The 13520-nt window shown below is 70.4% G+C and carries 11 protein-coding genes; 9 read left to right on the top strand and 2 right to left on the bottom strand.

Features of this window, described 5'->3' with window-relative positions; genetic code table 11:
• The first annotated feature begins 18 nt into the window (after positions 1 to 18).
• Both HCC61_RS05695 and HCC61_RS05690 read left to right on the top strand, forming a co-directional pair.
• Positions 19 to 615 carry a hypothetical protein gene (locus HCC61_RS05695; protein WP_169134154.1) on the top strand — a complete coding sequence of 199 codons (597 nt, stop codon included), beginning with the start codon at positions 19 to 21 and terminating at the stop codon, positions 613 to 615.
• On the top strand, positions 608 to 1402 hold the full coding sequence (locus HCC61_RS05690; protein ID WP_346777040.1) for an OmpA family protein: 795 nt from the start codon (positions 608 to 610) through the stop codon (positions 1400 to 1402). Before HCC61_RS05695 ends, HCC61_RS05690 begins: the two co-directional genes overlap by 8 nt.
• Before the next feature lie 147 nt (positions 1403 to 1549).
• Here HCC61_RS05690 and HCC61_RS05685 read toward each other — a convergent pair whose 3' ends face one another.
• Positions 1550 to 1729, bottom strand: a complete 180-nt coding sequence (locus HCC61_RS05685) for a hypothetical protein (protein ID WP_169134153.1) — start codon at positions 1727 to 1729, stop codon at positions 1550 to 1552.
• Positions 1730 to 2071: 342 nt separating this feature from the next.
• Between HCC61_RS05685 and HCC61_RS30075 the strand changes: the two genes are divergently transcribed.
• From HCC61_RS30075 to HCC61_RS05660, 5 genes are all read left to right on the top strand, one after another.
• Positions 2072 to 2581 (top strand): SseB family protein, encoded by a 510-nt coding sequence (locus HCC61_RS30075; protein ID WP_206322131.1) that lies wholly within the window; start codon positions 2072 to 2074, stop codon positions 2579 to 2581.
• Complete coding sequence (locus HCC61_RS05675; RefSeq protein ID WP_169134152.1) at positions 2578 to 3207, top strand: hypothetical protein; 630 nt, start codon at positions 2578 to 2580, stop codon at positions 3205 to 3207. The genes HCC61_RS30075 and HCC61_RS05675 overlap by 4 nt, the downstream gene beginning before the upstream one ends.
• Positions 3207 to 7886, top strand: coding sequence for a putative T7SS-secreted protein (locus HCC61_RS05670; protein WP_169134151.1), 4680 nt, complete (start codon positions 3207 to 3209; stop codon positions 7884 to 7886). The genes HCC61_RS05675 and HCC61_RS05670 overlap by 1 nt, the downstream gene beginning before the upstream one ends.
• 51 nt (positions 7887 to 7937) lie before the next feature.
• Positions 7938 to 8330, top strand: a complete 393-nt coding sequence (locus HCC61_RS05665) for a hypothetical protein (RefSeq protein WP_169134150.1) — start codon at positions 7938 to 7940, stop codon at positions 8328 to 8330.
• Between the two features lie 210 nt (positions 8331 to 8540).
• Positions 8541 to 8972 (top strand): HIT family protein, encoded by a 432-nt coding sequence (locus tag HCC61_RS05660; RefSeq protein ID WP_169134149.1) that lies wholly within the window; start codon positions 8541 to 8543, stop codon positions 8970 to 8972.
• Positions 8973 to 9413: 441 nt separating this feature from the next.
• Here HCC61_RS05660 and mgrA read toward each other — a convergent pair whose 3' ends face one another.
• Entirely contained in the window at positions 9414 to 10466 is a 1053-nt protein-coding gene (gene mgrA, locus HCC61_RS05655) for an L-glyceraldehyde 3-phosphate reductase (RefSeq protein WP_169134148.1), read from the bottom strand.
• A gap of 152 nt (positions 10467 to 10618) precedes the next feature.
• Between mgrA and HCC61_RS05650 the strand changes: the two genes are divergently transcribed.
• A complete protein-coding gene (locus HCC61_RS05650; RefSeq protein ID WP_169134147.1) occupies positions 10619 to 11419 on the top strand; it encodes an isoprenyl transferase in 801 nt (266 codons plus the stop codon).
• 427 nt (positions 11420 to 11846) lie between these two features.
• The gene (locus HCC61_RS05645) at positions 11847 to 13169 is read left to right on the top strand and encodes a PhoH family protein (RefSeq protein ID WP_169134146.1); all 1323 of its coding nucleotides are present in this window, start codon (positions 11847 to 11849) and stop codon (positions 13167 to 13169) included.
• Positions 13170 to 13520: the final 351 nt, after the last annotated feature.

Below are 13520 nucleotides of genomic sequence, written 5' to 3'. Positions count from 1 at the left end.
ACAGGGGACGAGCAACCCATGACCTTTCGGCGCACGATGAGGCCCCGCAGAGGGATGACCGCGGCGGCGATCACCACTGGTCTGGTGCTCGCCGTGGCCGGTTGCAGCGGCGGGGACGACGGTGACGGCGGTGACGGCGGCGCGAAGTCCGGCGGCTCCTCGCAGCAGGACGGCTCGGGCGGCTCCGGCGGCGGTTCCGTCGACACGGACAAGGTGCTGGCCCAGGTGAAGGGCGGCAAGGGCGGGGACATCACCCTGACCATCAACTCCGCGAAGCGTGACAGCTCCGGATTCACCACGTTCAAGGGGACGTTGAAGAACGAGGGCCCCACGGTCGCGGTGCTGCCCGGCTGGTCGAGCGACGAGTCCGAACTCAAGGACAACGGCCTGTCGATGGCCGGCGCCACGATGATCGACAAGAGGGGCAAGAAGCGCTACTACATCCTCCGGGACACCAACGGGCACTGTCTGTGCACCAAGTTCACCGGCGGATTCGAGCAGGGGGAGACATCCGAATGGTTCGCGCAGTTCCCCGCACCGCCCTCGTCGACGACCAAGGTCGACTTCCAGGTGGCGGACATGCCCAGCGCGACGGTGAAGCTGTCAGGTGAGTGACGAGATGAATCCGAGCCGCTCCGGCCGCGTCGGCCGCGCCCACGCGCTCCGCACAGCGCTTCGTACCGTCCTGTGCACCTCCGCCTCCGCCGTGCTGCTGACGGCGTTCGGAGCGGCGAGCGCGCGGGCCGACGACCCCGCCCCGGAGCCCACGGTCAAGGTCCCGAGCGGCCCCACGTCGCTCCCCGGTGCCGACGACCCCACGACCATCCCCACCACGGCCCCTTCGCTGCCGGGCGAGGGCGGCGCGCCCGCACCCGACTACAGCGAACCCCCGGACCACATCGGCGACTCCAGACCGCCCGTGAAGATCGACCCGCAGGCCGCGGGCCTCAAGCTCGCCGACGGGGCGAAGCTCGCGCCGTCGAAGGTGCTCGACATCAAGTTCGTCACGGAAGACCTGGGCGGCCAGGAGCGTCGCGAGGACAGCACGGGGAAGACGAAGTTCACGCTCCAGGCCGAGGTGCTCTTTCCGAAGGACAGCTCGAAGCTCGACGGCGGCGCCCGGTCCCGCATCGCCGACATCGCGGACGAGGCCGGCTCGCAGAAGGCGAAGGAGGTCAACGTCTTCGGCTTCACCGACGACCTGGGCTCCTACGAGCACGGCAAGAAGCTGTCGAAGAAGCGCGCCGACGCCGTACAGCAGGCGCTGGCCGAGGAGCTGGACCCCACCGTCACCTTCAACGTCCGCGGCTACAGCGAGGATTACCCGATCGCGGACAACAAGACCGAAGAGGGGCGCGAGAAGAACCGCCGCGTGGAGGTGTCCTTCCCCCGCCAGGGCTGAGTGGGGGTGTCCTTGCCCCTGCCCGGACTGCCCGGAAGCCGGAGATCCGGGGAGACGGGAAGCCGGGGAGGCGGGGCTGCGCATGTGCGGCGCCCCGCACCCCTCGCGGCGACGGGCCGGCGGCTCTCGGTGCCGGCCCGTGCGGTCTCAGGCCGCCCGCGTCACCTGGGCCTGGACGGCGCGCTTCCAGCTCGTACGCAGCCGGTCCAGCTCGGCGAGGTCCGCCTGCGACCAGATCGTACGGCCGGAAACATACTGCCGGATGGCCTCGTTGGCCTCGGCGATTGTCTGACCGTCGGAAACTGGTGGCTGGGAAGTGGAGGACATGTGTCAAGACTAGATCCTCCCACTGACAGCGACGGCCAAATAGCGGGCGATTTAGGTCACGTGACGCCAACTCGGCTCATGTAAACCCCACTTGGGGCGAGGCGGCCCGACCGCCCGAACCCTCCCTGACCGGCCCCTTCAGCCTACGGCCACACGCCGCGCAGCCACCCCCGCCGCCGCCCCACCCACCGCACCGTGAGCCATGACTCACCGCCCCGGTGCCTTGCGACAGGTGTCAGTGACCGTGTGTACGGTCTTGGGTGCTGCCGGGGGATAGGGGCCCGGGAAGGTCGGGGGCCCGGGAGATCGGGACGGGGACATCGGGGACGGGGAGTTGTACGGATGCCGGGGGAAGCGACGGCGTCGGCGGACGCCCGTACGGGGCGGCGGGAGCCGCGGGAACTCCATGCGGAGTGGGAAGTCGCGGCGACGGTGGGGGAGTTCCGGCGCCGCCTGGTGCTGGTGCCGCTGCTGGACGGCGGGTTGATGTCGGCGGAGTCCGGCGGGCTGCGCTGGATCTACGCCTTCACCTCGCGGGAGGCCCTGGCGGAGTTCGCCCGCGGGCGGGGCGACGGGGGCGAGTGGGAGTTCCAGTCGCTCTACGGCGCACGGCTGCTGGACGAGGTGGTGCCGTCGCTGGACTTCTGGTGCGGTGTCGCGGTCGACGCGGGCAGCGAGGACGGGGTGTTGCTGCCGCCGGTGCGGGGGATCGTGCCGGAGCGCGCGGCGGTCGACGCGGCGGCGGAGGCGCCGGGGGGCGGATCCGGCGGCTCCCACAGCCCCGACGGCCCCGACGCCGGACCGGCGGACGCGGCAGCAGCCCACGGGGAGGGGGAGGGGAACGGCCCATGAGCGGCTACGAGTTCGACCCGCACGCGGCCAAGCAGATCGAGAAGGGCCTGAAGGACGCGATAGCGGAGCTGGAGGAGGTCGGCCTCTTCTCCATCACCAGCCAGCAGGGACACGGCTTCTCGCGCATGTCGCTGTCGGGCATGACGCTCGGCGACGCCGCTCTGGCCGATAAGTTCGAGGAGTTCTGCGACCGTTGGGGCGCGGCCGTCAGCGAGAGGATCCACGACGCCAACCAGCTCGCGCTGGGGCTCGGGCTCAACGCCGGCCTGTACCACGAGCAGGAGGAGTACGTCGTCGGCACCCTGAAGGAGCTGGCGGCGAGCGCCGCCGCGAACGACCCCGCCGCCGGCATGTCCGCGGGCGAGGGCGCCGCGGACAAGTCGTGGACTCAGATCGGGCAGGAGTCCGTCCAGGCAGCCCAGCGCGACAAGCCGGTTGACTACTCGCTGCCCGACTTCGACGAGATGGGCGAGCAGTGGGAGAAGGCCGGCGACGACGCCGAGACCTCCCCGCTGCTTCCGGGCTCGCGCGGCGAATGGCAGTGGGACGGCGACCCGGCCGGCCGGCAGGGGCAGGGCGGCGGCGCCGGAGGCGGACAGCAGGGCGGCAGCGGGGGTGCGCACTGATGGGTGACTGGATCGACGGCGCCGGCGAGGCGCTCGGCGACGGCGTCGGGTGGCTCGGTGACAAGGCCGCCGACGGCCTGGAGTCGGCCGGCGCGGACGGTGCCGCCGAGGCCGTGCGGGACGGCGGCGAATGGGCGGCGGACGGCCTCGGCGCGAAGGTCGCCGAGCGCGAGCTGGGCACGACCGAGGACCCCAAGGAGCTGATACACGGCGACGTCGAGGAGATCACGAAGACCGCCGAGCATCTGCGGGACTTCTTCCGCGCGTTCGAGCGGATGGGCTCGGGAATGCGCGGCATGGACGCCGACTCGTGGCGTGGCAAGGCGGGCGACGCCTTCCGGGAGAAGTTCTCGCCGCAGCCGAAGTTCTGGATCAAGGCGGCCGACGCCTGTGAGGACGCGGCCAAGTCCCTCGTGGAGTTCGCCTCCACGGTGCAGTGGGCGCAGGGCCAGGCCCGTGAGGCCGTCGCCGCGTACAAGAAGGCGAAGGCGGCCTCGGACAAGGCGGTCCACGCGTACAACAAGCGCGTCGACGCCTGGAACCGCACCAATGAGTCCGGCGGCGACCCCGGCCCCCGTCCCGAGCCCTTCCACGACCCCGGTGAGGACGGCCTCGAGCGTGCGCGGCATCTGCTGTCCGAGGCCCGCGGGCAGCGCGACTCGGCGGCCCGCGAGGCGCAGCGGACGATGTCGAAGCTGGTGGAGGACGCCCCGCCGGAGCCGGGCCTGATGGACCAACTCGGGCGCGGAGCACGGGACTACGCGGAGGGGATGTCCCTCAACACCATGCACGTGCTCGGCGGCGTGGGAAAGGGACTTGTGGAGACCCTCCAGCTGGCGCGGACGGTCAACCCGATGGAGCCGTACAACCTCACACATCCCGGCGACTACCTGAAGAACATGAACGGCGTCATGACCGGGCTGGCCTCCACAGCGGCCCACCCCGAGCGCATCGTCGGCGCGATCAAGAACGCCGACTGGAGCGACCCGGGCGAGATGGCCGGGAAGCTCGCCGTCGACGTCGTCGGCAGCAAGGGCGCCGGCGCCGTCGCCAAGGGAGGACTCAGGGCGGGCCTGAAGGCCGGGCTGAAGCGCGGGATCAAGGAGGGCGCCGAGGAGGGCGCCCGCAAGACGCTGCGGCATCGGCTCAGCGATCTGCGCCGGCAGTTCGACTGCAAGGTCCTGAGGAAGGAGCCGGTGGACATGGCCACCGGCCGCATGGTCATGGCCGAGACCGACGTCTCGCTGCCCGGCTCGTTCCCCCTCGGCTTCATCCGTACCTTCGAATCGGCCTACCGGCTGGGCGTCTGGTTCGGTCCGGCGTGGGCCTCCCCGCTGGACGAGCGGCTGGAGATCGACCCCGAGGGCGTGGTCTACGTCGCCGCCGACGGCAGCGTCCGCGATTACCCGCACCCCGCGCCCGGCGTTCCCGTCGTCCCGCAGCAGGGACTGCCGTGGCCGCTGGACCGCCGCGTCGACGGCTCGTACACCCTCACCGACCCCGTGAGCGGACTCACCCGCACTTTCGAAGCCCCGGAGGACGCACCACCCGGCGGCGACGGCGTCGCCCGGATCGCCGCGCTGAGCCACGAGACCGGCGGCTGGGCCTCGTTCGAGTGGGACGGCGAGACCGGCGCGCCCCTGTCGGTGACCCACTCCGGCGGGTACGAGCTGACCTTCGCCTGCGCCGGCGGCCGGGTCACCGGGCTGTACCTCGCGGGCGGTGCGCCGGACGGCTCCGCGCAGCTGCTGAAGTCGTACGGCTACGACGAGGCGGGGCACCTCACCTCGGTCGCCGACTCCACGGGAGCGGCGGTCCGCTACGGCGTCGACGACCGGGGCCGCATCGTCTCCTGGACCGACAGCAACGACAGCTCCTTCTCGTACACCTACGACGAGCAGGACCGCTGCGTCTTCCACACCGGCGAGGCGGGCCACCAGCGGGCCACTTTCGAGTACGGACTGCCGTCCGGCACCCCGGGGCACCACGTCACACGCGTCACCGACTCCCTGGGCCACCGGCTGCACTTCCTCGTCGACAGCCGGCTGCGCATCGTCGCCGAGACCGACCCCAACGGGCAGACCACGCACACCGCTTACGACGCGGAGCACCGCCCGCTCACCGTCACCGACCCGGCCGGCGGCACCGTCCGGTACACCTACGACGACGCGGGACGCCTGCTGAAGGTCGTGCTGCCCGACGGCGGCGAGACCAGTGCCGAATACGACGCCGACGGACGGCCCGTGAGCAGTACGGCCCCCGACGGCGCCGAGTGGCACTACGCACGCGACGAACGTGGCCTGCTCACCGCCGTCACCGACCCGTCGGGCGCGACCACTTCGTACGGCTACGACGAACGCGGCCATCTCGCCTCCGTCACCGCCCCCTCCCCGGCCTCCGGCCGGGGAGAACCCGACGGTGCCACGAGCCGCGTGCGCTGCGACATGGCCGGGCTGCCGCTGTCGGTCACCGACCCTTCCCCGGCCTCGGGCCGGGGAGCCCCCGATGGCGGCACCACCACCTATGTGCGGGACGCCTTCGGGCGGCCCGTCGAGGTCACCGACCCGGCGGGCGCCGTCACCCGGCTCTCCTGGACGCCGGAGGGCCGCCTGACCCGCCGCGAGGACCCGGGCGGCGCCGTGCAGAGCTGGACGTACGACGGCGAGGGCAACTGCCTGACCCACACCGACGCCCTCGGCCGGGTCACCTCGTACGAGTACACGCACTTCGACCTGAGGACGGCACGTACCGGGCCCGACGGCGTCCGCCACACCTTCGCCTACGACACCGAGCTGCGTCTCGTCGAGGTCACCAACCCCCAGGGCCTGCACTGGAGTTACTCCTACGACCCGGCGGGCCGGCTGATATCCGAGACCGACTTCGACGGCCGCACCGTGCAGTACGGCCACGACGCCGCCGGCCGCCTCGCCTTCCGCACCAACCCGGCCGGGCAGACCGTCAGCTTCACGCACGACGCGATGGGCCGCATCACCAGGAAGAACGCCGATGGCGACGCCACCGATTACGCCTATGACGCGGCCGGGCGCCTCATGTCGGCCACCGGCCCTGACGCCGAACTCGTCCGCCGCCACGACAAGCTCGGCCGCATCAGCACCGAGGCCGTCTCCGGCCGCGTACTGACGCACGCCTACGACCAGTTGGGCCGCCGCACCCGCCGCGTCACCCCGTCCGGCACGGTCACGACGTACGCCTACGACACGGCCGGCAACCGCACCTCGCTGACCGTCGACGGCCACACGGTCGCCTCCGACTACGACGCGGCGGGCCGTGAGACCGCCCGCCGGGTCGGCGGAGGCGAGCTGGCCTTCACCAACCTGTGGGACCCGGCGGGCCGGCTGGCAGCACAGACCATCACCGGGCCGTCGGCCGGCACGGTGCAGCGGCGCAGCTACACCTATCGGGCCGACAGCCGGCTCATCGGCCTCGAAGACGAGTTGAACGGCCCGCAGCGCTTCGACCTGGACCCGGCGGGGCGCGTGACGGCGGTGCGCGCCGAGGACTGGTCCGAGTCGTATGCCTACGACGCGGCGGGCAACCAGACGACCGCCGACTGGCCCGCACAGCACGCGGGTTCGGACGCGCGCGGCGGGCGCGACTACGCGGGCACACGGCTGCTGGCGGCCGGCTCGGTGCGCTACGAGTACGACGCGGCGGGCCGCACCACGGTGCGGCAGAAGTCACGGCTGTCGAAGAAGCCGGACACGTGGCGCTACACCTGGGACGGCGAGGACCGGCTCACCTCCGTCGTCACCCCGGACGGCACCCGCTGGCGCTACCTCTACGACCCGCTGGGCCGCCGCATCGCCAAGCAGCGCCTCGGCGACGACGGCCAACAGGTCCTGGAACAGGTCGACTTCACCTGGGACGGCACCACCCTCGTCGAGCAGACCACGACGGCCCCGAACCTTCCCGACCCGGTCACCCTCACCTGGGACCACGATGGTCTGCACCCGGTCACCCAGACCGAGCGCATCACGGACGCGACCGGCCAGGCCGAGATCGACTCCCGCTTCTTCGCGATCGCCACGGACCTGGTGGGCACGCCCACCGAACTGCTCGACGAGACCGGCGACATCGCCTGGCGCACGCGCCGCACCCTGTGGGGCACCACCACCTGGAACGCGGACGCCACGGCGTACACCCCGCTGCGCTTCCCGGGCCAGTACGCCGACCCGGAAACGGGCCTCCACTACAACTTCCACCGCCACTACGACCCCACAACGGCCCGCTACCTCACCCCGGACCCCCTGGGCCTCGCCCCGTCCCCCAACCCGACCACGTACGTGGACAATCCACATACGTGGGTGGACCCACTGGGGCTTGCGGGGTGCAAGGAGAAGATTTCACATTTTGACGATCTGAACGGTGCTCGGGCCGCTGCTCGCGATATGGCCGGTCTTGGTGATGATGCCCAGCCCTTTGTTCAGGAGATCGGTCCCCACAAGGGCCGAGTTACGGGGATGCAGAGCCCAGACGGTATGCGAGGGTGGAGAATCGACCTCGACCCGCACAACCCGGAGAAGGGCTTTCACGTCAACTGGTGGGTAAGGCACGGCCCCAAGAGAAGTGATGGCTGGGAATACGGCGCCAACGTGATCCGTTCTACAGACCCTGTGGGCGACTACTATTCCGTGTTGGAGCACTTCCCCCACGGCTAGAAGCGAGAGTTGCGTATGTCATACCTAGAGCATCCACACGTCCAGGAATGGATGGCCGATCACGACTGTCGCCGGTTGGAAAGCTCCTACTCCCAAGTGTTCCACGAGTACTTGGAATCACTTCCCTGGATTCCGAGCAAGGTCGACTGGTCAAGAATTCCGCACAAGTTCGTGTCCCTGGAGAGTGACGATACCGCTGCCGAGTTGAGACTGATCGATGAGACTCCGATCGGCCGGAATCCGTATGTGATGGTCACCTTCAATGCCGACGACATGGCGATCATGTGCCGGGCCGAAGACGCATTTCGTGATGCGGATTCCCTGTACATGCGGGCTCCGGGGCCACGCTATATGTGTGGCGCGAAATTCGAGAGCGATGGCATCGTGCTATCGGTTGAGGATTTCGCTGAGTATGACCTCCCAGGCTTCACGGTGCGCCTGTGAGGATCGGACTGCTCGGGGTCGGCCCTCTCGTGGAAGACGACGCCCGAGCCCCCCAGTGACCCTCGTCTGGCAACTCCGTGGAGGGTTGGAAAACTCCCAACCGTGCAGCGCGCACCCGGGGTTGTGCGCTTCTACCGTGAAGGTCCGCGGCGGTCTGCGGTCGTTCCTTCCGCATCGGCGCCGGGGCCTGCGAGAGCGAGGAGAGTGAGCGTGACCGGCGGCGAGTGCGTCTTCTGCGACATCGTGCGAGGTCGGGCCGAGGCGAGCGTCGTCCACGAAGACGACGCGACGGTGGCCTTCATGGACCTCCGGCCCGTCACTCCGGGCCATCTGCTCGTCATCCCCAAGGCACATGCGCAGGGGCTGGAGGACCTTGACGTGACCCTCGGCACGCGGGTGTGGTCGGCGGCCCACCGCCTCGGCCGCGCGCTGCGCGGATCGGGTCTGCGCTGCGAGGGCGTCAACCTCTTCCTGGCCGACGGCAAGGCCGCGTTCCAGGAGGTCTTCCACGTGCACCTGCACGTGCTGCCCCGCTTCGCCGGCGACGGCTTCCGCATCGACGCGGACTGGAAGGTAAGGGAGCGCGACGAACTCGACGAGAACGCCGCCGCCGTGCGCGCAGGGCTCGCGCGGCTTCCCTGACCGCGCGGCTTCCCTGATCGCGCGCTCTCCGCGACCGCGTTCCGTACGCGTGCGACCTCCGTAAGCGTGCGCCCTCCGTGAGCACTCAACTTCCGTACGGCACCTACGACTTCGGGCCCCGCCCGGACACCCGTACCGAAGGACCGGAGCGTCAGGGCGTCAAGTACGCGTTCGCCCGCGGGTCGCTCTTCGGGGTGCCGCAGGTGAAGGCCCCCGTGGGCCCCTCTGGGCCGTCGCCGCGCCAACGCCCGCGGAACGCCGGGCCTGCTCCAGCCGAAGAGTACGGAAACGACGCGCCCCGTAAGGCAGTTGGTGCCCGGACTGACCCCGGGCAGGGGCTAGGGTGGGAACCCCCCCTCGGGCCGGTCCGTATCCCCCCACGGACCGGCCCGCTTTACGTTGTAGCCCCACGCGCCCAAGCGTGCCTGCCCCCCGGAGACCTCAACTCTCGCTGCTGCGCGCCCAGATGTTCGTGCCGGGTTCCGAGACCGCGTACGAGTCGATCTCGCGCAGCTCGTCTTCGGTGAGCTCCGGCCCCTCCAGCGCCGCCACGTTCGCCTCCAGTTGCCGCACGCTGCTCGCGCCGATCAGCGCCGACGTCATCCGCGCGTCCCGCAGCACCCACCGCAGCGCCAGCTGTGCGAGCGACTGCCCGCGGCGCCGCGCGATGTCGTCCAGGCCGCGCAGCCGCCGCACCACGTCCTCCGTGAGCAGTGCCGGGTCCAGCGAGGTGCCCTTCGAGGCGCGCGAGCCCTCCGGTACGCCCTGGAGGTACTTGTCGGTGAGCAGCCCCTGCGCGAGCGGCGCGAAGGAGATGCAGCCCATGCCCTCTCCCTCAAGGGTGCCGAGCAGGCCGTCGTCCTCCGTCCAGCGGTTCAGCATCGAGTACGAGGGCTGGTGGATGAGCGCGGGCACGCCCATCTCCCGCAGCAGGGCGGCGGCTTCGCGGGTGCGGCGCGAGTTGTACGAGGAGATGCCGGCGTACAGGGCCTTCCCCTGCCGTACGGCGGAGGCGAGCGCCCCCATCGTCTCCTCCAGCGGGGTCTCCGGGTCGAAGCGGTGGGAGTAGAAGATGTCGACGTATTCGAGGCCCATGCGGCCCAGCGAGGCGTCGAGCGAGGAGAGCAGGTACTTGCGGGAGCCCCAGTCGCCGTACGGACCGGGGTGCATCGGATAGCCCGCCTTGGTCGATATGACCAGCTCGTCACGGTACGGGCGGAAGTCCTGGGCCATGAGCTTGCCGAAGTTCAGCTCGGCCGAACCGGGCGGCGGGCCATAGTTGTTGGCCAGGTCGAAGTGGGTCACGCCGAGGTCGAAGGCGCGGCGGAGGATCGAGCGCTGCGTCTCCAGCGCACGGTCGTCGCCGAAGTTGTGCCACAGGCCGAGGGAGACCGCGGGGAGCTTGAGGCCGGAGCGCCCGGTGCGCCGGTACTCCATGGAGCCGTAGCGGGCGCCGTCGGCGCGGTAGGGGTGCAGGGAGGAGTCGTCCGTCATGGGCCCTTCCTATCAGCGATTTCGCGGGGGCGTCCTGCCCCGGCCCCGCCCGCCGGCGCCCGCCCGCGCCCGCCCGGTTCGGCCTCCGACAGCTCCCGCAGGGGCCCGAACGGCCCGGCTTCGTCCAGGGGCTTCACCCGCAGTAAGGTTCTATGGTCCCGGACTCGCCGAAGGAGGGGCTGGCCATTTACAAGAAGCTTCGTGACCTGGCGTACAAGCTCTACGCCCGCCGGGTGGAGTACCGCCTCGACACCGACCAGGTGCCCAAGCACATCGGCGTGATCCTGGACGGGAACCGCCGCTGGGCACGTGCCTCGGGCGGCACGACGGAGCAGGGCCACCAGGCCGGCGCGGACAAGATCCGTGAGCTGCTCGGCTGGTGCGAGGAGACCGACGTCAAGGTCGTCACGCTCTGGCTGCTCTCCACGGACAATCTCAACCGCGCGGAGAACGAGCTGCTGCCGCTGCTCGGCATCATCGAGGACACCGTGCGCGACCTGGCCGACGACGGGCGCTGGCGCGTGCACCACGTCGGCCAGCTGGATCTCCTCCCGGACCGTACGCAGCGGGTGCTGAAGAAGGCCGAGGAGAAGGCCGGCGACATCGACGGGGTGCTGGTGAACGTCGCAGTCGGGTACGGCGGGCGTCAGGAGATCACCGACGCCGTGCGTTCGCTCCTCGCCGACCGCGCCGCCGCCGGTACGAGACTGGACGAGCTGGCGGAGACGCTGACCGTCGAGGACATCTCCGAGCACCTGTACACGCGCGGGCAGCCCGACCCCGACCTGGTCATCCGCACAAGCGGCGAGCAGCGGCTCTCGGGCTTCATGCTCTGGCAGAGCGCCCACTCGGAGTACTACTTCTGCGAGGTCTTCTGGCCGGCCTTCCGCAAGGTCGACTTCCTGCGCGCGCTGCGCGACTACGCGGCACGCCACCGGCGCTACGGGAACTGACGAAGCCCGCCACGAAGCCCGCCACGACCCCCGCCACGACCCCCGCATGAGGGGCGCAGAAGTGGCTCCGGGGGCGCGTCGACGCACGTACCGAGGCGCGCGCCGGACCCCGCGAGGCACCGGCCGCCAGGGTGACCAGCGCCCCCGTCCCCGGTACGGGTTCTCCGAGTCACCCTGGCGGGGAGCACCGCATATGCCGTTGCATGCTTGCCCTCAGCCGGGGGAATATCCCCTCATGGCCGGGTGCCCTCCACAGGCGCCCGGCGCCGGGAGGCCCGATTGCAGACCACGGACCACCGCAGCACTTCTGCGGTGACTGGGATGTCGCGGAGGGCCGGTGCCCGGCCCGCCCCGCGCGGGTCCGGACCGGTCTCTTCCCTTGCGACGCCGTCGCACCCCGACCTCTTCCGAGGGGGTTCGTCCACCCGTGGTGACAAGCAAGAAGCGCAACGATTCCGGCCGGCGCACGTATGTCATCGACACCAGCGTGCTGCTCGCAGACCCGATGGCGATGGACCGTTTCGAGGAGCACGAGATCGTGCTTCCCGTCGTCGTCGTGACCGAGTTGGAGGCCAAGCGGCATCACCCGGAGCTCGGCTACTTCGCGCGGCAGGCGCTGAGGAGGCTGGATGAATACCGCATCAAGTACGGCCGCCTGGACGCCCCCATCCCGATCGGAGACGTGGGCGGCTCGCTTCGTGTGGAGCTGAACCACTCGGACCCGGGGGTGCTGCCCGCCGGCTTCCGGCTGGGGGACAACGACTCCCGCATCCTCGCCGTGGCGCGGAACCTCCAGGCGGAGGGGTTCGACGTCACCGTCGTCTCCAAGGATCTGCCGCTGCGCATCAAGGCCTCGTCCGTGGGACTCCACGCCGAGGAGTACCGCGCGGAGCTGGCGATCACCGAGTCCGGCTGGACGGGCATGGCGGAGCTGACGCTCCCGGGCGAGGACATCGACGAACTCTTCGCGAACGAGACCGTGTTCGTGCCCGACGCGGCCGAATTCCCCGTGCACACGGGCCTGGTGCTGCACTCCGAGAAGGGCAGGGCGCTGGGCCGGGTGACTCCCGAGGGCCACATCAGGCTCGTACGGGGCGACCGTGAGGCGTTCGGCATCAAGGGCCGCAGCGCGGAGCAGCGCATCGCGCTGGACATGCTGCTGGACCCGGAGGTCGGCATCATCTCCATGGGCGGCCGTGCCGGTACGGGCAAGAGCGCGCTCGCGCTCTGCGCCGGGCTGGAGGCGGTGCTGGAGCGCCGGCAGCACCGCAAGGTGATGGTCTTCCGTCCGCTGTACGCGGTCGGCGGCCAGGATCTCGGCTATCTGCCGGGCACCGAGGCCGAGAAGATGAACCCGTGGGCGCAGGCGGTCTTCGACACGCTCTCGGCCGTCACCAGCCGCGAGGTCATCGAGGAGGTCGTGGAGCGGGGCATGCTGGAGGTGCTGCCGCTGACGCACATCCGGGGCCGCTCGCTGCACGACGCGTTCGTGATCGTCGACGAGGCCCAGTCGCTGGAGCGGAACGTACTGCTGACGGTGCTCTCGCGAATCGGCTCCGGATCGCGGGTCGTTCTCACCCATGACGTGGCACAGCGGGACAATCTGCGCGTCGGACGGTACGACGGGGTCGTCGCCGTGGTGGAGAAGCTGAAGGGGCACCCGCTCTTCTCGCACATCACGCTCAGCAGGTCCGAAAGGTCGCCGATCGCGGCCCTTGTGACGGAGATGCTCGAAGAGACCCACATCTGAGGGGAGTTGTCCCGTTCTGCGGGTGCCCGGCGCCGGCCGTCCTTCAAGGGCGGCCGGCGTCAACGCAGTTCAGGGGTGTGGGCGCTGTGATTCCCTCGTGCGGGTGTTGTGGAGGGCGCGGCACCTTAGTCCCGGAGAGGGTCGCGCGCGCTTGTTTCCGGTAATCGTGACAGGCAAACCAGGTGTGACCTATCCCACTCGGCACGGAATTGCCTCAGCGTGCTCGCGTCCGGCAGGGTGTGGGTTCTGTCAGGCCCCGCATACGGCACACCCGCACCAGCAATGGTGCTGCGCCACAAGCAGTGCAGAGCAGTGCAGAACTGAAAAGCAGTCAGCCGTATGCCGCCCGAG

The sequence above is a fragment of the Streptomyces sp. HNM0575 genome (assembly GCF_012726265.1).
In the GTDB taxonomy this organism is placed as follows: Bacteria; Actinomycetota; Actinomycetes; order Streptomycetales; family Streptomycetaceae; genus Streptomyces.
The sequence above is the reverse complement of the archived record's forward strand: the minus strand, read 5'-3'. Positions and strand labels throughout refer to the sequence as shown.